The 19,793-nt window shown below is 63.9% G+C and carries 14 protein-coding genes; 7 read left to right on the top strand and 7 right to left on the bottom strand.

Translation table 11 applies throughout. The features are described 5' to 3' along the window. Window positions 1–84 precede the first annotated feature (84 nt). Window positions 85–873: a helix-turn-helix domain-containing protein gene (locus SYV04_RS36305; protein WP_321550616.1), complete on the top strand. Its 789-nt coding sequence runs from the start codon at window positions 85–87 to the stop codon at window positions 871–873. A 168-nt stretch (window positions 874–1,041) separates the two neighbouring features. On the opposite strand, the gene SYV04_RS36300 is transcribed toward SYV04_RS36305, so the two are convergent. The 3 genes from SYV04_RS36300 to SYV04_RS36290 form a co-directional block, all read right to left on the bottom strand. Beyond that, entirely contained in the window at window positions 1,042–1,479 is a 438-nt protein-coding gene (locus tag SYV04_RS36300) for a hypothetical protein (protein ID WP_321550615.1), read from the bottom strand. Further along, window positions 1,479–2,687, bottom strand: a complete 1,209-nt coding sequence (locus SYV04_RS36295; protein ID WP_321550614.1) for a polysaccharide deacetylase family protein — start codon at window positions 2,685–2,687, stop codon at window positions 1,479–1,481. Before SYV04_RS36295 ends, SYV04_RS36300 begins: the two co-directional genes overlap by 1 nt. 327 nt (window positions 2,688–3,014) lie before the next feature. Continuing rightward, window positions 3,015–3,899, bottom strand: coding sequence for an NmrA/HSCARG family protein (locus SYV04_RS36290; protein WP_321550613.1), 885 nt, complete (start codon window positions 3,897–3,899; stop codon window positions 3,015–3,017). A 151-nt stretch (window positions 3,900–4,050) separates the two neighbouring features. On the opposite strand from SYV04_RS36290, the gene SYV04_RS36285 reads away from it, so the two are divergent. Further along, window positions 4,051–4,629 carry a TetR/AcrR family transcriptional regulator gene (locus SYV04_RS36285; protein WP_321550612.1) on the top strand — a complete coding sequence of 193 codons (579 nt, stop codon included), beginning with the start codon at window positions 4,051–4,053 and terminating at the stop codon, window positions 4,627–4,629. A 426-nt stretch (window positions 4,630–5,055) separates the two neighbouring features. Here SYV04_RS36285 and SYV04_RS36280 read toward each other — a convergent pair whose 3' ends face one another. The 3 genes from SYV04_RS36280 to SYV04_RS36270 all read right to left on the bottom strand — a co-directional run bounded on the left by SYV04_RS36280 (window position 5,056) and on the right by SYV04_RS36270 (window position 11,325). Then, window positions 5,056–6,279, bottom strand: a complete 1,224-nt coding sequence (locus SYV04_RS36280) for a tyrosine-type recombinase/integrase (RefSeq protein ID WP_321550611.1) — start codon at window positions 6,277–6,279, stop codon at window positions 5,056–5,058. Then, window positions 6,276–6,500, bottom strand: a complete 225-nt coding sequence (locus tag SYV04_RS36275) for a helix-turn-helix domain-containing protein (RefSeq protein ID WP_321550610.1) — start codon at window positions 6,498–6,500, stop codon at window positions 6,276–6,278. The genes SYV04_RS36280 and SYV04_RS36275 overlap by 4 nt, the downstream gene beginning before the upstream one ends. A gap of 2,578 nt (window positions 6,501–9,078) precedes the next feature. Continuing rightward, window positions 9,079–11,325, bottom strand: a complete 2,247-nt coding sequence (locus SYV04_RS36270) for an NACHT domain-containing protein (RefSeq protein ID WP_321550609.1) — start codon at window positions 11,323–11,325, stop codon at window positions 9,079–9,081. A 1,225-nt stretch (window positions 11,326–12,550) separates the two neighbouring features. Here SYV04_RS36270 and SYV04_RS36265 point away from each other — a divergent pair. From SYV04_RS36265 to SYV04_RS36250, 4 genes are all read left to right on the top strand, one after another. Further along, window positions 12,551–13,396, top strand: a complete 846-nt coding sequence (locus tag SYV04_RS36265; protein WP_321550608.1) for a DUF2381 family protein — start codon at window positions 12,551–12,553, stop codon at window positions 13,394–13,396. Continuing rightward, complete coding sequence (locus tag SYV04_RS36260; protein ID WP_321550607.1) at window positions 13,393–15,261, top strand: serine/threonine protein kinase; 1,869 nt, start codon at window positions 13,393–13,395, stop codon at window positions 15,259–15,261. Before SYV04_RS36265 ends, SYV04_RS36260 begins: the two co-directional genes overlap by 4 nt. Window positions 15,262–16,033: 772 nt before the next feature. After that, the gene (locus SYV04_RS36255) at window positions 16,034–17,095 is read left to right on the top strand and encodes a hypothetical protein (protein ID WP_321550606.1); all 1,062 of its coding nucleotides are present in this window, start codon (window positions 16,034–16,036) and stop codon (window positions 17,093–17,095) included. Next, a complete protein-coding gene (locus tag SYV04_RS36250; protein ID WP_321550605.1) occupies window positions 17,088–18,023 on the top strand; it encodes a hypothetical protein in 936 nt (311 codons plus the stop codon). The genes SYV04_RS36255 and SYV04_RS36250 overlap by 8 nt, the downstream gene beginning before the upstream one ends. 159 nt (window positions 18,024–18,182) lie before the next feature. Here SYV04_RS36250 and SYV04_RS36245 read toward each other — a convergent pair whose 3' ends face one another. Further along, window positions 18,183–18,326: a hypothetical protein gene (locus SYV04_RS36245; RefSeq protein ID WP_321550604.1), complete on the bottom strand. Its 144-nt coding sequence runs from the start codon at window positions 18,324–18,326 to the stop codon at window positions 18,183–18,185. A 230-nt stretch (window positions 18,327–18,556) separates the two neighbouring features. Between SYV04_RS36245 and SYV04_RS36240 the strand changes: the two genes are divergently transcribed. Continuing rightward, window positions 18,557–19,747, top strand: coding sequence for a serine/threonine-protein kinase (locus SYV04_RS36240; protein WP_321550603.1), 1,191 nt, complete (start codon window positions 18,557–18,559; stop codon window positions 19,745–19,747). Window positions 19,748–19,793 lie beyond the last annotated feature (46 nt).

The following is a 19,793-nucleotide window of genomic DNA, read 5'->3' as shown; positions in this document are numbered from 1 at the left end:
CGCGCGGAGCGACTGAGCCCGCTGCCGGAGAATGTGATTTACGCTTCCGTTGCTCGAAGGGAATGGAACGGGGTCTGCGCGGATGTGAACGAGATTCGCTGTTCGGGCCCCACCGAGCTCCCCTTGTTCCTGGCGGACCACACGCGATTGAGCGCGCTGCTGGAGGAGGTAGGGACCCCATGCGAGCCCCGCCTGCGCGCGGGGCGGCCTTGTGCCATCGGCTACGTCCCCCGTCAGTTGAACATCATGCCCGCCGGCATGCCGCTGTGGGGCTACAGCGCCCGCTCCCGGCTGGTGCGTGATGTCGTGCTCGCCTTCGACCTGCCAGGCTTGGGTGAACGCCTGGGGCAGGCGTTGAGCTCGGACGCCCTGACCGCGCCGCGCCTGCGCTTCGCCGACGACCGTCTCTGGACGCTGATGCGCCTGCTGGCCGGAGCGGTGGAGACCCAGGACCCCTCCACCCAGCTCTACGGTGACGGGCTGACGACCGCCATCTTCGCCTTGTTGGGTTCTCGTCGTGAAGAAAGCCCAGCGGCTCGCAAGGGGCTGGCGCCTTGGCAGCTGCGGCGGATCATCGACTTCCTGGAGTCGCGCCTGCCCGAGCGGGTCGAGTTGTCGAGGTTGGCCGCGCTGGTGGGCCTGTCTCAAGCGCACTTCAGCCGGGCCTTCAAGGCTTCCACCGGCGTAGCGCCGTATCAATGGCAACTGCAGGCCCGGCTCAAGCGTGCGCAGGAGATGCTGGTGACGACGTCCGCCTCGCTGGAGCAGGTCGCCGAGGCGACAGGCTTCGCCGACGCGGTGCATTTCGGCAAGGCCTTCCGACGGGCGCATGGCACAACGCCCGCGATGTGGCGGCGGGACCGGAAGCACTAGCACGCCCTCACGCGTCGTCGAACCCGAGCCATTGGAGCTCTACGACTCGACCCCGCCATTGCCTCAACGACCTGATGGCTCCCCGTGGGGTGCGTGCCATTCTGGAGCACCTCATCCGAGTGCAAGACTGTCTCCGGGGAGGGGGGGAGGGCAGGGGCAACGGAGTCCCTACTTGTCAGCGTCGAGGACCACCGAGACAAGGCAGGCCTTGTCGTTGCGCGAGAAGCCCAGACGGAGGCTGCCCCAGGGCTGGGAGTAGCTCAGATAGAGCGGAGAGTCCGGGGGCTGGTGAGGCGTGGGAAAGGAGAGCTCAGGGGAAGGCCCAAAGGAGCGCCGGGCTTCCTCCTGGGTCACGCATGTGGAGGGGGCGATCTCGAACAGAAGCAAGCCATCCTTGCGGTGGGACCGGGAGGTCGGCACGCGCAGTTCGACGTTCTGGAGGGGCGCTTTGGCCGTGTCCCTGGCGCGGTAGACCGTGAAGTACTCATTGGAGACAGAGACCTCGGGCTTGAGCGAGGTCGCCATGAGCCGGTTCACCTCTTCGGGCACGAAGGGGCGGCTTGCAGCCAGCGTGGAGATCAGCGCGAGGAGCTTCGATGAGGTCATCACTGGTGACACTCCATCGCAGCGGGGCTGCGCATCCAGTCGAAGATCTCCTTGTAGGAGCGGACCCGGACTTCCGGTTTGCTGAGCGCGTAGTCGAGGAACTCCTCGATCGCGGCCCGGCGCTCAGCGCTGGTGATGTTGGGCGCATACGTGAACTCGGGCGAGTAGTAGTCCGAGTGCAAGGTGATGAGGAAGGGCGCGCGGTTGCCCCGGAGCCGCTGATCCAGCGTGTATTTCAGCGTCGCCAGGAACTCTGCCTTGTTCATCTGGAACATGGAGTGGGTGAGCAGGTTGAAGTCGAAGCCCGTGATCTTTCCGCTCTGGTCGTCGAACCAGTTCACGCGGTATTTGAGCGCCGCCCGGATCTCCGGCGGGGTGATGAAGGTGTAGACCGGCAGTTCCCAGAGGCCCGCATGCCGGGTGATGGGGGCCTTCGTGTCCTGGAGGCCCCGCGCCGCCAGGAACGCGTCCCCCGGAGAGCCGCTGTCCAGCGTGTAGGGCCAGAGGAAGTCGGTCCCATCCTGGTCGTCCTGGAAGCCCTCCTCCAGGCTGGAGTCGTACCAGACCCCGTGGGCCTTCAGGACGGGCATGAGCAGATCGTTCGTCGCGAGCGACGGCGTGCGCCAGCCGACCAACTGCGCTCTTGGGAGCCCCGGACCACTCCTCAGCGACGTGTCCCAAGGCTCCTCGTTCGCGTCGTAGTCCTTCGTGAGCGCGTCAATGGTGCCGAGGAGCTCTTCGGTCCAACGGTTCGTGTCCGTGCTCTTGCTCGTCTCGTGGGTCACGCCGTGGAGCGCCACCTCGTGGCCCGCGGCCAGGGCCTCGCGCCAGACCTTCTTGAGCGCCTTCGGATCGGTGATGGCGTCCCTCGCGATGAACTTCGTGGTCATGAAGAACGTCATGTTCACGGGAGTCCCATCCGGGTTCTTCCGCGCCGCGGCCAGCTCGAGTGCCCATGCCATGCCATCCACGCGGCTGTTGTCGTCCCAGCTGATGCTCACGAACTGTGGCACCTGGCTGGGCTGGAGCCCTCGCGGCGGGTTGGCGGAAGGTGCCACGTTGTCGGTGAAGGCATAGACCGTGGTGGGAGGGGCGAGCGTGTTCCCGCACGGGGTGCCGCCTTGTGAGCCGCTGCCGCACGCCAGGAGCAGGGCGGGAGCCAGGAGGAACGGGGCAAGTGAGTACGGCGCTCCAGGGATGGAGGTCATGGGACACGGTCCTTGGGGTAGGCTGCGGGCCTATGCTGTTCGAGGGCGCAGCGGCAGGTGAGCCGCCATCGATACATCCAGTGGATGTGATGCTACCTCAACACCCGCTCTACCTCCCGCAGGTCGTGCCAGCCGATGCGCCCTTGCTCGCGGCTGATTCCCGCCGCCCGCAGCACGCGCAGTCTGACTTCAAACCCAGACACCGCTGAGTGATGCAGCCAAGGCGCCTTCCTCCCCCGTACCCCCTCCGGACCAACTCCACACGATTCGGGACTTGACCGCGTGGCAGCCGAGCTTGTCCAGTGGGTCCCATTTCATGGCGCCATCCTACTGGAGCAGAGCCTGGAATAGCGCCTTGCCGCTCCTGGCAAGCCACTCATCGAACGTCAGCAAGCCCGGGTGCAGCTTGCGGAGCGCGGCGATGTCGGCCTTGCCGCCGTCTTCACTCGCGAACACGGCGAGGCGCTCGAGGCTGGGGTTCTGACGAAGGATCTCCCCCGGAATCTGGACGTACGGAATGGACCGGTTCGTCGCGCGACTGATGGCCTCCGCGAGCTGCACTCCCGACAGCGAATCGCCCGCGAGCTCGATCGACTTGCCCACGTACGTCTCCGGATCGCTGAAGGCGAGGGCGACGAACCGACCAATGTCATCCACGGCAATGAGCTGGAGGCGGCTCTGCGGTGCGCTGAAGAAGGAGAGAACGCCCCGAGGGATTCCGAAGTCCGGCCACGTGAGGATCTCCATGAACGCGTTAGGGCGGATGATCGTCGCGGGCACCCCGAGCGAGCGGATGTACTGCTCGATCTTCCACTTGCTCTCGAAGTGGCCGATGCCCGTGTTCCGCTCCGCGCCGCCGACAGAGGTGTAGATGAGGTGCTTGACTCCCGCTGCCTTGGCCGCGTCCGCGACGTTCCTTCCAAGGCGAGCCTCGTCCTCCCACATGACGCCCGAGCCCGCCGGGCCTGCGCTTGGCTGAACGCTGAAGACGCCGTAGGCGCCGCGCATCGCCGCCTCAAGCGACGCGCGATCACCCATGTCCCCGGGAGCCAGCTCCACGCCCGCATCCGCGAGCACTCGGGCCTTCGCACTCTCGGGGCCGCGAACCAGTGCGCGCACGCGCCATCCGCTTGCCGCCAAGTGCTTCGCTGTCGCTCCGCCTTGCTGCCCTGTGGGTCCGATCACGACAACGACCTTGTCTGCGTTGCTCATGGTGCTCCTCTCAAGTGCCCCCTTGCTCGCTCTGTAGGCGAGCCGCACCATGAAGGTCAAGACGACCGGTCATATTAATGGAAAAGACTAGTTAGTACAGATGGTTGAGTGGCTCCATTGACGGACTCAGACGACCGGTCATATTCGCGCTATGGCACGAGCGAGCGTCCGTGAACAGATCGTCGTCGCAGGGATGAAGACCCTGCTCCAGCAGGGCTTCAACGGGTGCGGCGTTCAAGACATCACCTCGGCCGCCGGGGTCCCGAAGGGCTCGTTCTACAACCACTTCGAGAGCAAAGAGGCTCTCGGTGTCGAAGTCGTCGAGCGCTACTGGCGGAGCTCCAGCTCTCGGCTCTCCCTTCTGCGGGACTCATCGCTCGCTCCCCTGGAGCGGCTGCACCGCTGTTTCACCTCGCAGGTGGAGGCGCTCATCGAGTGGAACTACGAGCGTGGCTGTCTTCTAGGGAATCTTGCCGCGGAGATGTCGGATCACAGCCAGCTCATCCGCGAGCGCGTGGCAGTGGCTTTCGCCGAGTGGTCACGCGAGCTCGAGAAGGTGATTCAGCAGGCGCAGGCCGCGGGTGAGATCTCCGCGTCCATGGCTCCCGCCGCCCTGGCTGTCTTCCTCATCAACGCCTGGGAGGGCGCGGTGCTGCGCAGCAGGGTCGACAGGAGCCGGGCGGCCCTTGATGCCTTCATGAGCATCACCTTCGACAAGGTCCTGACCTGAGCGCGGCCTGGCCCGGCCCTTGGTTGGCTGTTTGGCCTAACGAGCGGAGCGCCTCTGCCCATCTGTGCGGAAGATCTCGCGCCCTGACTCCATGACGAAATCAAGGCGGCCGAGAGCGAGGCCATTCCTCCGCCGAGGATGGCGCTCCTCTCACGATGAAGCGTGGCAGTGCGTGCGGTCGTCGAGGAAGAGTGCTCGTCAGCCGGTTGTTCCGAGGTGGGCCGCGTGTCCGACGCAGGCGCGCTCTCCTGCCGCTTCCATGTGTCGGCGCGCCCTTCGGCGCGCATCGCGCCGTCGTGGACGCTGCCCATTGGAGGGCTGGGGGCCGCATGTGCCCTCAGCGTAACCCTCCAGCGGGGAATCGAACGGGACGAAGCGGGACGGAGCGGGTTCGATTCCCGCCGCCTCCACTTTTTCAGTACGTCTTTACGGATGGTTAGCGGCGCCCTCCATCCGTGTTGCACGTATGTCGCATGCGGGCGCAAGCGGCAGGGGCCGGTCAAGAACACCGACCGCCTCTCGCCGCGTGTCGGGGCTCAGGTGGGCGTAGCGCTCGGTCATCTCGATCGTGACGTGTCCCATCAACTCCTGGATCACCTTGAGCGGAACGCCCCGCATCGCGAGGTGGCTGGCGTAGGTGTGGCGTAGGTCGTGCCACCCGATCCGCCCTTCCTCGCGGCTGATGCCCGCACGGTTGAGGGCGCGGCGAAGCGGCTGCTTCATCTTGCCTTCCGTGAGCGGCTGTCCGTCCTCCTGACAGAAGACGAAGCGGCCCCGCAGGTGCCGGTGCCCCTTGAGCGCATCCACCGCCGACGCGGGCAGATCCACGGTCCTTTCACGTCCACCCTTGGGCAAGTCCGTCACCCCGCGCCAGATGGTACGCCGCACGTTGAGCCGTCCCTGTGCCAAGTCCAGATCACTCCACTGGAGCCCGATCAACTCTCCCTGGCGAAGCCCCGTCTTCAGTGCCACCAGCAGCATCGCGCGCCATTCCGGCTCGGCTGCGTCGATCAGCCGCGCGGCTTCCTCGAAGCTGAGGAAATCGAACGTGGGCTTGGGCAGCTTGCCGAACAGCTTCACGCGCGGAGCCTGCGCGATCTCCCCTTGTTCCTGTGCCAGTGCCAGCAGCTTGCTCAACGCCGAGAGCACGTTGTTGATCGTCTTGAGGCTCAAGGGCTTGGGCTCCACGTCGCCGCGCTTGAGAAGGGCGGCCCTCGTGGGGGCCTCCTTGCGGGCGCGCGCTGCGGACTTCTTCTTGCGCATGTGCGCTTTGAAGTCCTCGATCTGTGCCGGACCAATGGCAGACAGCGCCATCTGCCCGAAGAACGGGAGCAAGTGATCATCCAGAAGTTGCCGCTTGGTGACGACGCTTGAGTGTTTGTTGTTGTTCTCGCTGTAGGTGAGGAAGCGCGGCGCAAAATCCGCCAACGTCATACGGCGCTCCCCTGTGTTCTCCTTTCCGAAGGTCCCATTGAGGAGAGAGGCGCGGAGTTCGCGCTCGTACTGCTCGGCACCCCGGCGCGTCTGGACAGGCGAGAACTTCACGACTCGCTGCCGCCGTCCGTCCGGGTGGTGGAAGATGAAATCCACTTGCCAAGCCTCCTCAGCCTTCCCTGCCTTGTTCTGCCACTTCCGCGATCTGACGCTCATTTGCGACTCCCAAGCGCAGAATCACGGCCCTTACCGGCTGTCCACTCTAGCAAGGCAGCGCGGCGGATGCGTAGGGTTTTGCCGATGCGAGCAACGCCGGGGATTTGCTCCAGCCGGATCGCTTCGTAGAGAGTTTTCCTGTTCACGCGGAGCAATTCGGCGGCTTCCTCCACCGTGAGAAACGCGGGCGCAGCAACGGCAGCAACGGGGGGCGTGCTCATGGCTGGCTCCCCTCCCGCACTGGCGCTGCTCTCTCGGTTTGAGGAAGGGCCGCACTCCTGAGAGAGCCGCGCCTCTTGGCCACGGACGCGCGAGGTTCCCTCCGTCCCCCGCCGCTGGCCCGTGGGTAATGGTTGTGTGCTTCATGTTGCCCCTGCATGGGTGAAACGCTCCCGGCTGCCGAGTGTCCGACGCTGCGCACCCGTAGCCAGGACGCGCGGCGCCATGCCGTGAGGCGAGAGGAGCCGCCCAGCTCGAAGCTGTGCGGCAACCCGAGCGCATCCGGGGGGCGGAGGGGGAACGCTGCGCTGCGGGTGCTGTCCACGTCGAGCCGCCCCGCGTACCGGGGGCCGCCTTCGTGCCTCACTGCATGGGCCGCGTTGTCTCGCGTCCCGCCTTGCACCGTCAACGCGACTGTCCGCGTTGGACACTCCTGGGCAGAGCTGGCCACCTCTGGACAGGTGCGGGCGCGTGCGGTGCTCCTGGAAAGCGCGGGGGCCAATCGCGTCCGCTCCCGGGCGTTCTGTGTGGCGTGAATCATGGCGCCCACGGTGCCCAATCGCCGCGCGCTTGGACATTGGGCGAATCCGGGCGAATGCAGGCGTATACCGACGAACCCCGGCAGATCCCGACGATCTCCGCGTTTCACGGTAGAGCGAGCAAGGGCGCGAGGATTGGCCCGCCTCGGTGGAGTCCATGAGGGCGCGTGAAGGAGGGGCCCACGCGGCACGGTGACGGGCGCACGGGCTGCGGACATGGTCGCGGCGTGAGTGCTCGCCCAGAGGAGAGCGCGCGCGTCGGACAGGCGCCGCTCCGGTGCGTTGATCAGGCTGGGACACTGGGCAGTGTTCCCGCTCGCCAGCCCTGCACACAGGCAAAGCAGAAGGGAGACACCGAAAGCGCGAGAACGCGCGGGGCGCTCTGGCGTGACTACCGGCGCCGCCTGGAGTGACCAGCGGCGCGCCCTGGCGCTTTCGCTGGTGTTTCTCTTGGCGTTGCTCCCGGCGTTGTCACCGGTGTTTCCGGCGTTCTTGTCGGCGTTGTCACCGGTCTTTCCGGCGTTGTCACTCGCCAGCCAGCCACGGCGCACGAATGCGCCACACACGGAGGGTTGCCCCTCCTGGGATTCGATTCCCACCATCACCTAACCCGCCTCTCCGACAAACCGAACAGCCCACAACAACCCGGGCAGAAGTGACATAGGACAACGGCGGGTGTCCAGGCCGCGCACGGAGCGTGACAGGAGATCGGCAAGCGTACAGCCGGGCAGCCAAGGGCCCATGCGCGTGGGCGGATCAACCCCTGCGCGGCGCGGCGGCAGAGGTGGACCGTGTCGCGGGCGCGGCGCTGATGCGGGGCTGAGAACGGGACTTCTGCGGGACTTTCTCCGGAGCCACGTCCGGGGCCACCCCGGAGCCACGTCCGGGGCCACCTCCGGCGCCACCCCGGCGCCACCGGAGCCCATGACGGCCCCGCCCCGGCGCAATTGGAGCCCATGACGCCCCACCACGGCGCCCACCGCGCCATCGCCGGAGCCCCCGTCCCGGCGCCAAGGCGGGATCGTCACGAGTGGCGCCACCGGGGCGCCCGGTGAAGCCTTCCCGCATCCCGGTTGGCTGATGGGGCCCGGAATCCCCGCCCGCATCCCCGCTCGCCTGCTAGGTCGGTGGAGCGCTCCGACGCGGCGACGTGGAGCAGCCCGCTAGATGCAACCCGGCGCCAAACCCGCCGCGCCCGGTTCCGGCAGCGCGGCGCCTTTCGGACGGCGGCGCGAATGGCAGCGTGGCACCCTCGCGGAATGGCGGCGGAATTGGCAGCGCGGCGCCTTTCGGACGGCGGCGCGAATGGCAGCGCGGCGGGCAGCGCGGCGCCATCGTTGCGGCTCCAGCTCAGCGCCGGAGCACTCCATGGCAGCGGCCATTGCCGCGCCCAGCTCGGGCAGCGTGGCGCCCTTGCGGAACGGCGGCGGAATTGGCAGCGCGGCGCCTTTCGGAACGGCGGCGCGAATGGCAACGCGGCACCATAGTTGGCGCTCGGGCCCGGCCCGGTGGCGCTCCACGCAGCGGCCATCGCTGCGCCCAGCTCGGGGCGCGTGGAGCCCGTTCGGACAGCTCCAGCTCGGCACCGTGGCGCGCGGATAGCTCCAGTTCGGGCCCGAGGCGCCCGCGTCCGACAGAGCCAGCTCGGGCCCGAGGGAGCCCGCTCGAAACGCTCCAGCTCGGCGCCTTAGCGTCCTCGTGGACAGCTCCAGCTTGGCGCCTTGGCGTCCGTGTGGATAGCTCCAGCGCGGCCCTGTGGTGCGCGCGTCTGACAGCTCCAACTCGGCACCGTGGCGCCAGCTCGGCACCGTGGCGCGCGTCTGACAGCTCCAGCGCGGCCCGGAGGTGCGCGCGTCCGACAGCTCCAGGCCGTGCGCGACCTGACCCGCCCTTGTGCGTTGGTCGGCTAACAGCCTGTTCCGGTAGGCCTCCCCGACACCTCCCGTCCGAGGAGCGGGGTGCCAGGGATAGAACCTACCGACATAGGCTCCTCGATAGAGGCCAGAGAGAGCAAGGGGCGGGTTCAGCCGCAACTCAAGGCTTAATCTTTGATGTACTCAAGCCACTCTTCATGGAGCCGCGAGAACTTGTCTTTATCTACCTGGAGTTCATTCTGCTGTTTGTAAAAAATACCATACTGGGCCAACTTGCCTTGGTTGAGCACAATGAGTTGGCCATCCTTGGACAAGAAATCGGCAGAAAAAAGAAAGTCAACCAAGCGCTTAGCATCAGCATCTCGGCCTTTCTTCAACACTACAGTGTCAAAGCGCTTGTCATAAACACCGTAATCAACTCTCCCATGCTTCCGGAACCACAGGAATACTCGATCCAGTCTCTCCTTGAGAGAGTCCAAGCCGTCTCCCTGCGGGCTGCGCAGGGCACTCAACTGCTCACCCCATTTTGACCTAACAGCGTACTCGCTTGCACTGAGCTGCAGGGGGTGCTGAGGACATGCGGTCACAGTGTGGATCCCATCAATACGGGCAACGCGCTGAGACAAGGACAGTGTGGCGCAGTCCAAATATACCGTATCAAAGCGGATTCGAACCGCATCCAACTCAAGCTCTTTCGTTGCAATGGATGCGTTTCGGAGAACGAACGTGCTTGAGCGCTCATCGAAGCCCTCAGCACCACGAATGCTGACCATGGCACTTGAAGATTCGCTCTCCCACTCAGCGATTATGTTGCAATTCTCAAAGACCGCGTCGCGCGGCAGTTGCAGGTCAAGAATTTCATTTGAGTACTTGAAAGGTGCAATCTGGATGTTTTCACCCAAGACCAAGCACTGCCAGTGCCGCTGCTTGTCTAGCCACTCGATTACAAACTCGAATTCGCTCCCAGAAGTAGCGGCCGAGAGAAGCTTGAGGGTGTAGTACAGCAACTCAGGGGATGCTCTGGCGAACTCACGATCCGGGAGCAATGCAAGAATAAAGAGGGCTAGATAGTGCGACGATTGGCCCCGGGCAAGGAGCGAACTAGGAAGTACCTTGGGGGTTGAGGTTATAAACTGGGCTAGATAGTACTCTTGATAGATTGGATTCCTGAATACGTAGCCCGACTCAGCAGTGACATCCAGAAATGGATGATGCTCAAACTTACGTAGCAACTCCTCCTGATATTGGATGCGAAGATCGACCTGCTCAGACGGAGAGAGCGCTGAGAATCCTGGATGTGCTTGCAACCGCTGGGTAGCCAACTCTGTCGCTGCGTTGGACAAGTCAGCAGCAGTTGCTCCGTTCTTCGCGAGGAGGTAAGCAGTCCGCCGCAACAGTTCTTCTTGGAGGTCTACGCCATATCCCTCAAATCCCGGCAGAGCCTTTGCAATAGGTTCGTTAGGGAATTTTGAAATCTCGCGAGTGAGTATGGTTTTAACAATCTGTTGAAGCACCTCTGTCGATACCGTGTCGTTGATGCCAGCTTTTTGGAGAGAGTTGGCCAAGCGCATTGCGTTGGCTTCTTCTTGATTGAGCAGATAGTCGCCGAATGCGGACAGCACGATGGCATGACCAAAGAATGCTTCAGCCTCGGCACTGGCGGCTGCTAATTGTTTCTCGAAAGCCTCCAAAAAGGGGGTGGCTAGGTGCTTTGGATTGTATGGTCCCTCAGCATTAACAGCAAGATAGCGTGTCAAATACTCTGAGCGCTGTCCTGAGTTAAAGAAGTTCACATTGAAATGACGCGCAAATGTCTCCAGAGGATTGAAAATCCCGAAATGAAAAAAGACAGACCTAAAGAGAAAGAGCATGCAAGGCACTACTTCGCCTTGTTGCCCCTGAGCAGAGACAAACTCGTGATAGGCGTCGGCAATTTCTTTGGTGAACAGCAGGTTAAGTTCAAGTTGCTCAGAGGAAAGCGAAATCTCGTCATAGCCGTCAAAGATGAGTACAAGATTCCCCGAAAAGAGGGTCTCCAGGATTTCTTTGCGGGAGGCATTGGGAAACAGCCCAGACAATAGGCCTGAAAAAAAGTGATGCCCAATGACAGCCTTTTTAAGTGGGATATAGACGACTTGGCGATCAGAAGCGGCAAGCTGCCGTTGGAGTTCGCGGGCCAGACTGGTCTTGCCCACTGCGGCGGGGGCAGAGAAGAGAAAGACGGCCTCTCCATTCTGGGAAGAGGAGAGTTCCGCCAAACTGGGTGGCACATAGAATTCGGGCTCTGGGGCATGCAGTTCTATCCCGTGAGCCGCGCAATACTTATGATCAGGCTGCGGGCACGGCATGCGGCGCGCACGCTTGCCAAGTAGGTCTGCAATGTTCTTTAGAGAAAGCTCTTGAGGGTCGGCCATGGTATTTCCCAGTTACCACTTCTCTGGCTGCTGTAACAGAGGGAGTTCTACCGCACCTGACCTACGCGGACCTCTGCACTGTTCTGGTAGGCCTTCCCGACACTTCCCCGCACGAGGAGCGGGATACCAGGGATAGGGCCTACCGACATAGGCTTTAAGGCTCGGGCGGTAGCAGCCGCCTCGGGCATCAGCCTTCCCGCGTAGTACGTCGGACAGCTCCAGCTCGGCCCGGTGGTGTGCGCGTGGACAGCTCCAGCTCGGGCCCGTGGCGCGCACGTCGGACAGCTCCAGCTCGGCCCGAGGCGCCGCGTTGGACAGCTCCACCTCGGCACCGTGCCGCCACCTCGAAGCGTTCCAGCTCGGGCCCGGTGGTGCGCGCGTCGGACAGCGCCAGCTCGGCTTGGTGGTGCGCGCGTCCAACAGCTCCACTTCGGCACCGTGGCGCGCATCGGACGGTTCCACCTCGGCCCGGTGGTGCGCGCGTCAGACAGCTCCACCTCGGGCCGTGGCGCGCGCGTCCGACAGATCCACCTCGGCACCGTGGACAGCTCCAGCTCGGCCCGGTCGTGCGCGCGTCGGACAGCTTCAGCTCACCCCGAGGGCGCCCCGTCCGACAGCTCGGGCCCGGTGGCGCCCGCGTCCGACAGCTCCAGCTCGGCCCGAGGGCGCCACCTCGAAGCGCTCCAACTCGGCCCCGTGGTGCGCGCGCGGACAGCTCCAACCCGGGCCGTGGAGCACGCCCGCAGCTTGGCAGTGCGGAAACCGGGCAGGGGAGCGCGCCAGCGAAGCAGCGCGCTAACCAGTCCTGGAGGCTCTAGAAGCGGCGGCGCCCTGGCGGATGCGGCCGAATCCGCGCCTACGCCTCTTGAACGCATGGCGGGCCCTTTACGTACGTGCGCCACAGGGGACCCGCCGACAGTGCCGCCCGCAGGCGGAGCAGGAACGCGCGCGGCATGCCTTCCACGCCCGGCAGGCAAGCGCACAACTCAGGCAGCGCGCCCAGCCTAGGTAGCAACCGAGCGCGCCCCGGCGAACATCGGTCCGGTACGGTGAAGCACGGAAGCAGGGATACGGGGGCCACGCGGGCCCAGCCCACTGCTGCGGGGGTGCTTGGCGCCAGGCACCCCGGCACGGCGCGCCTGATTCGTGAAGCGCGGCCCCGTCGAGCGCTCACAGCGCCCGCGCCGGGTCTGCTAGGGTGGCCTACCTCGGAGGTAACGCCCCCTTGCTCTCACCCGCGACTCTGGCTCTTGCGCTGCTCCTCCTCGGGGGGACGTTGGCGCAAGCACAACCGGCGCCTACCCGCGAGCCGCGCCGCCGCTCCTTCACGCTGACCGGCGCCCCCCTAGAGGCACGCATCGCCACGGGGATCCGCACGTTCCTTGTCTTCTCAGTCCCCATCCGTGGAAAGGCCGTGGAAGTGGACCCGACGCGGATCAAGGTCGTTGCGTCGGGTGACGCGATCCTTGCGTTCGAGCCGTTGAGCGAACCCCGCCCCGGTGAATGTTGGACGTTGCGTGTCCCGTTGGCTGATGGGAAGGCGTCCGAAGTAGCCGAGTTCTCGCTAGTCGCGCACCCCTCCGAGGTGGACACAGAGATCGACGTTGCACGGCCCGAAGAATCGCCTACAGCCTGCCCGACGTGCGCGCCGTGCGCCGCCCTGAGTGCGGCGGATGCCATCGCTTCCGGCTTCATCGACAGCGGCGGAGTAGGAACCCGACCGCTTGGCTTCTTCACGGACGCCGCGAGCGGCTTCGAGTTGAAAGAGGGCGTGACCTATCGCGCGGGGGGCTGGGTGCTGGTGGACGCGGAGATCATCCCCCCGCCTAGGCAGCCAGCGTGGAGGCCAACCGGAGCCACGTTGACGAGCAAGACCGGAGAGGTGGGGGTGCGGGCAGTGACGGTGAAACCGGGCAAGCAACCGAACGCGGTGCGGGTGCTCGTGACAACGGACGTGCCACTGCCAAGCGCGGGGCTTGATTTCACCTTGCACCTGAACGGCGCGCAGGGGGCGCCGTCCCTCTCGATTCCTGAAGTGAAACTGCCGCCAGCAAAGGAGCCCAAGCCATGATCGGAGCGGTTGAACTTCAACCCGGCACGCTCGTTGACGGTTGGCAGATCGTCCGCGCCCTTCGCACGGGCGGCTTTGGTGCCGTTCACCATGCCGAGCAACACGGCAAGGCGTTCGCGATCAAAGTCGCAGTCCACCGGGAGCAGAGCGGCGACACGGGGAAGACGCACACGCGCGCTCTCCAGGAGGTGTCACTCCTGCTCACGCTGGATCATCCCAACATCATCAAGCCGCGCGGCTTCGGATACCTGCCCGATGGGCGCGTGTATTGCGTGCTGGAGTACGTGGACGGCTGGACGCTGGGAGAGTGGAAGGAGCGCACGTTTCCCACCTTCCGCGAGGTTTGTAGCGTGTTCGCCAAGATCGCCGGGGCCGTCGAGTACATGCACAAGCGCAAGGCCAAGGTGTTTCACCGTGACTTGAAGTTGGCGAACGTGATGATCCGTAGCAGCAACGGCGAGCCAGTGATCATCGATCTGGGCTGTGCGACCTACGAGAACGCCGAGGAGTTGACGACAACACCACTGGGCCCAGGCACGGATCGCTACCGCTCCTATGAGGCATGGGATTTCTACTACCAGCAGGGCCGCAAGCACGGAGGGCGTTACCCGTTCAAGGTGACGGATGAACTTTTCGCCGTGGGGGTCATGCTCTACGAAATGCTCACCGCTCCGCTGCCGTCGAGGGAACCGCCTCGGCTGGACTTCTCGGATCGCGTGGGGGACCTGCCCGCAGCCCGAGACGTGAACCCGCGTGTGCCGGAAGCCTTGAGCGCGCTGGTGGAGGACTTGTTAGCGCACGACCCAGCGCAAAGGCCGGTGAACTTCAAGGCGCTACGGCGCAGGCTGGAAGAGTTGGCCAAGCACCCGGGGCCAGAATACGCGGCAGAGGTACACCCGCCCTCGGTACAGCGCCAGCCACCGCCCGGAGACGGGGCCCAGGCAGCCGGACTCGCGGCACAGGGGAAACAGGGTTGGCGCAAGGTGCTGGCACTGGCTGACAAGCAGGCCGCCCGCTTCCGGGGCCGACTCCAGTCGGCTCCCTCCCGCCAGCACAGGCGCAGGCCCCTGGCACTCGCGGCCACGGTGGGCGCCGTCGCAGTGGCTGCTGCTGGTGCCGCGTGGCTGACGCATGGAGAACGCCCCGGGCCTGTATCGGCGCCCGCGCTGAAAGAGGCTACCGCGCCACCCGTCCCGACTGCTCCGGCGCTTCCCCCTGAGAAGTTCCCGCCTGTGTCTTCTCCCGCTCCCGCAACTGCACCGAAGGAAGGATCCACCGTGAAGCCCAAGCCGCCCGATGCTCCCAAGTCGTCCCGTAGCGCACGCGCGACGAAAGCCCCCCCCGCCCAGAGTGATCCCGGCTTCCCGGCGTGGTGCAAGGCGCTACCGCTGGCGGTCGCCATGGCTACTGAAGGATGCGCGTCCGTCCGCACCAAGGCCGAGCCCTTCGAGTGCCCACCCGGGGCGCAAGAAGCCATGGAGAAACTAGGATGGATCCGCGTGCCTGGGAAACCTGATGCAGACTTGGCCGTGAGACTCGACGAGAGAGGCGGGGAACGTGGCTTGTGGACGTTCACTCTGGGGGCCCCAGTGACCGGCCGTATTGAGGGCGCCCGTTTTTGGGAGGTCCCGGAAGGCGGCGCCCTCTTGTATGGCAGGGCCTACAAGACCGATGGAGTCTCAGGCGATCCCCTCGGAACACTGTTTGTCATCTACGACCACGTAGAGATCCCCGGCAAAGGAAAGTACCCGGTGTGCGTCGTCTCCACCCCAGCCAGGATTCAGGAACTGAAAGACGACAAGGCGACGACTGGTAACAACGTGGGCGGACGCCCCGTTACGAGTTGGGAGCCGCCGCGCTACTAGGGCCAGCGCTAGCGGCGCCCAGTTCGGCACGGTGGCGCGCGTCGGACAGCTCCAGCTCGGGCCCGGTGGCGCCCGCATCGGACAGCTCCAGCTCGGCCCGAGGGGCGCCACCTCGAAGCGCTCCAGCTCGGGCCCGGTGGTGCGCGTGGACGGCTCCAGCTCGGCCCAGTGGCGCGCGCGGCCGATAGCTCCAGCTCGGGCCTGGTGGCGCGCGCCGGACAGCTTCAGCTCGGCCCGAGGGGCGGCCACCTCGAAGCGCTCCAGCTCGGCCCGAGGCGCCTACGTCCGACCGCTCCAGCTCGGGCCCGGTGGTGCGCGCGTGGACAGCTCCAGCTCGGGCCCGTGGCGTGCCACCTCGAAGCGCTCCAGCTCGGCCCGAGGCGCGCCACCTCGAAGCGCTCCAGCTGTAGGAGTTCGCCGTGCCCCGTCTCACCACAGCGACAGGGCCGTTCGGCTGCACCCCTCCAATGAGCAAGGGCTCCACAGCGCCCGATGCATCCATCCAGAGAGAAAGGACTCCACGGGCCCATCAGACGGACCTCGATACTCAAAGCCCCACCGAGCCCAGATGCAGCTGACCGAGATGTGGACAGGGCAACTAGCTTTGGACCGAATTAGTTTAGAGACCAACAGCGGGGCAGAGTCCCTATGGGCATGCGTTCCAGATCTTCATGGTAGGGTTCCTCCATTGGATGAAGAGTGATCCTCAGCCTTGGAAGGAACAACAAAAAACTTAGCCAGCTTTCCTGGCAAGCCTGAAAGGAGGGTGAAAATGCCTCTGTATCGCATGATTTCACAGGAACGGTACTACTGGGGGGCCCGTGGACACGTCAGTTTCCTGATTGCAGTGCTGGTTAGCGCATCTGCAAATGCACAGGAGTCTGGAGCGGACGCAGTTTCATGCGCAGGGGCAACAGGTATAGCTGGTGCAGCGGGGACTACTGTCATTGGACTCATTGCATGGGTCATCAAGCAGTACATCAAGCACAAGCTCGAAGAAGCCAGACAGGAAGTTGCGAGATCATACAACAGGCCTGTCAAACTTCCTCCTCCAGCCAAGCGCAATTCCGTGATCATGATTGGCTTGGGCGGCACCGGGAAAACAACGCTAATTCGTAGTCTGTTGCATAATCCGCAAGCCAATCCCGAAAAGAAGACTGAAAACTACAGACTCTATCATGGAGAGCGCAATCTCCATTACAAAGAGAAAGACTACCTCAATCCTGCGCATACGGAGGATGACGGGGATCAGTCCCTGCATCATCTATATATTTCAGACTACAAGGGTCAGAATGTTGGCGCTCTCGTTCGCGCATTCATTCAGCTGCAAAAAGTACCATATTCGCCTATGGCGTATGGTTATGTGAATTCACTGATCGTTCTCGTTGATATTGAGGAACCCCCGACCAAGGAAGGGGAGCCCGAGAAAACAGAAATCAAAGAGCCGAACGAGAACCGTATCAGAGGGCATCTCGCGCAATGGAGTGACACCGCCCTCGATGCTATTTTTGGATTCTTAACGGCTGATGGGCTTAAGTATGTGTGCCTCTTTATAAACAAGGCAGATTTGCTCTCGGCGCGCAGCCCACAGTCTGTCCGAGGGATGTTCAAAGAGCTTGAACTCCGGTTGCAGTCACGCTGTCGAAATCTGGGCATAAAGTTTCAGGTGTATGTTGGCTCGGTCAAGGAGGGGGATCAGGTTGTTCATCTTGAAGAAGACCTCATGGCGACTGCGGTAGATGCCGAGGAGGGACATTCTGCGATTGTGCATGCCCCCACAGGTTCTCGCCGAGTGTCGCAGGCGGGCGGTGCTAGGAAATCGCGTCATGGGTAATTGGCGAGATCCTACACCAGAAGACCTGCAATTACCCCGGCGCTCGGATGTATTTGTAGAAGTCCCTGCCCTTCCCACATCAAAAGAGAAAGCCAAGTCGAAACAGAGAGGGGTGGAGCGCTATTTGCTGATTGCTGTGCTCTTGCTGTCCATGAGTTCGGTTTCGGTAAGCCTGCTGATTCTTAATAAATTGCGCGCCAAGCCAACTATTGGCGGGATCGAAGGTTTGGCCGAACTCAAGGTCACACTGCATCGCCTTGAGAGTAACAGCGCCGAGCTAAACAAGAAGGTTTCTGAAATCAGCAAAGCCGAGGCAACGATTGGCAAACTGAGTCGCGAGGTGGCTTTGCTCAATGCAAAAATTGACTCTCTAGTGAAGGAAACCGCAAGAGATCGGCAGACCCTTGCTTTGCCTCTCCAAGGGAGCGAAGACGAGCCGAAGACCGACGACGAGTCGAAGGCCGTTGATAACAAGTCGAAGGTTGAAGAGGATCCAAAGGCCACTGACAAGCCGAAGGCTGCTGAGACCAAGCCGAAGGCTGAAGACAAGCCGAAAGTTGCAGACACCAAGCCAAAGGCTGAAGACAAGCCGAAGGCTGCTGAGACCAAGCCAAAGGCTGCTGAGGCCAAGCCGAAGGCTGCTGAGACCAAGCCGAAGGCCGAAGACAAGCCGAAGGCTGCTGAGGCCAAGCCGAAGGCCGAAGACAAGCCGAAGGCTGCTGAGACCAATCCGAAGGCCGAAGACAAGCCGAAGACTGCTGAGACCAAGCCGAAGGCTGAAGACAAGCCGAAAGTTGCAGACACCAAGCCGAAGGCTGAAGACAAGCCGAAGGCTGCTGAGACCAATCCGAAGGTTGAAGATAAGCCGAGAACTGAAGACAAGCCGAAAGCTGCTGACTCCAAGCCGATGGCTGAAGATAAACAGTAAGGCAAGTGTTGGCCCTGCTCCGTAGTGTTAGGGTGGCCACCGCCCATGAGTTGCCAGATAGACAGCCCTGTTTCACTCAGAGCGGAAACAGGGCGCGCAGGACGCTGACACAGCTTCAGTCTCGCGTCCTTCTCTTCTTGGTCAGGGCACGACGATCAATTACCTCCAGCTCGGCCCGAGGCGCGCTACCTCGAAGCGCTCCAGCTCGGCACCGTGGCGCACGTCTGACAGCTCCAGCTCGGCACCGTGGCGCGCGTCCGACAGCTCCACCTCGGCACCGGGGCGCGCGTCCGACAGCTCCACCTCGGCCCGAGGCGCGCCACCTCGAAGCGCTCCAGCTCAGCCCGGTGGCGCCCGTCTGACGAAGACTCCCGAGCGCGACAGAGTGCATTTGTGCGGCACCGCTGGAAATTCGGCGGTTTTTGAGCGTGCCCGTCCAACCTTGCCCGTCGTTCCCCCCGCCCCCATGTGCCGGGTAGTTTCCCCTCCTGTCTCGCGGCGCCCTGCTCGCGCGCATCTAGGAGCCTCCAGCCATGGCTACCGTTACAGGCCCCCAGATACCCGAGGAGGGGCTGATCCTCTTCTCCCTCGGTGATTTCTCGTATGCGTTCCTCCGTGTCCTGGAGACGACCAACCACGGCGAAACGGTGATGATCGTGCAGCAGCGTTCACGCCTCGGGCCGGAAGGAAACTACATCGCGCGGCGAGTGCTGCCCACCTCGCCCAAGCATGACCCTGAATCGCTGGCCAGGATCCGCGCTCGGCTTGAGGAGGAGGCGCGGCTAGCCACCTACCTGGATCACCCCAACATCGCCCGGGTTCTGGGACGGGCCGAGTCTCACGGCGCCCTCTACATCCTCTGCGAGCGCGTTTCAGGAACGCGGCTCGACACCTACGTTACCGCCGCGTGCATGCGCGGCGTCTGCCTGTCTGCTGGCTTTGCGCTCTACGTGGGCGCCGAAGTGGCGAGCGCTCTCCACCACGCGCACACGCGCACGGACGAGAAGGGCCGCCCGCTGGGCATCATTCACCGAGACGTGAACCCCGCCCGCATCTACCTGAAGGCGGATGGCTCCGTGAGGCTTACGGACTTTGCGCTTGCCCGCTCGCTCCTACCGGGCCGGGTGGCGACCACGGTGCCCCGCCCGCAGGGGGATGCCTTCTACGGCGCCCCCGAGGCACTTCTAGGCGAACCGATGGATTCGCGCTCGGACCTGTTCGCGCTGGGCTTGGTGATGCTGGAGATCGCCACGGGTAGAGGGCTCTACGGCACGCTCACGGTGCGCGCGGCTGACGTAGAGGAAGCCCTAACGCCCGAGGTGCGCGCCAAGGTGGTAGCCGCTCACAACCTCGCGACGATTGTCGAACTGCCCGAGCAAGTAGACGACTACATCCTGCGGGCCGCTACGTACACCGCCCGAGAGGTGGAGGAACTGACGGCGAACGTTTTCCCCCCTCTGCGCTCCATCCTCCGAACGTTGCTCCAGCGGCGCCCGGAAGACCGCTACCCATCAGCGGCAGCCCTTGAGGACGATCTACGCAAAGGGCTGGCTGCGTTGGGCGCTCCTTACGGAGCCCCCGAAGCTATCGCGGAGGTGCGGCGTATAGCGCGAGCGGCCCGCATGCATAAGGACGTAGGCGGCCCGACTGCTCAAGATTCCGCGTCCACGACGCGCAAGCTGTCCGCTGATCACGTCATCACGTCGCCGGGTAGCTCCGCCTAGCGCGCCCCCTCTTCCCGCACTCAGCCCCGCAGCCCTGCATCGGCAT

The sequence above is a fragment of the Hyalangium ruber genome, assembly GCF_034259325.1.
Classification (GTDB): domain Bacteria; phylum Myxococcota; class Myxococcia; order Myxococcales; family Myxococcaceae; genus Hyalangium_A; species Hyalangium_A rubrum.
The sequence above is the reverse complement of the archived record's forward strand: the minus strand, read 5'-3'. Positions and strand labels throughout refer to the sequence as shown.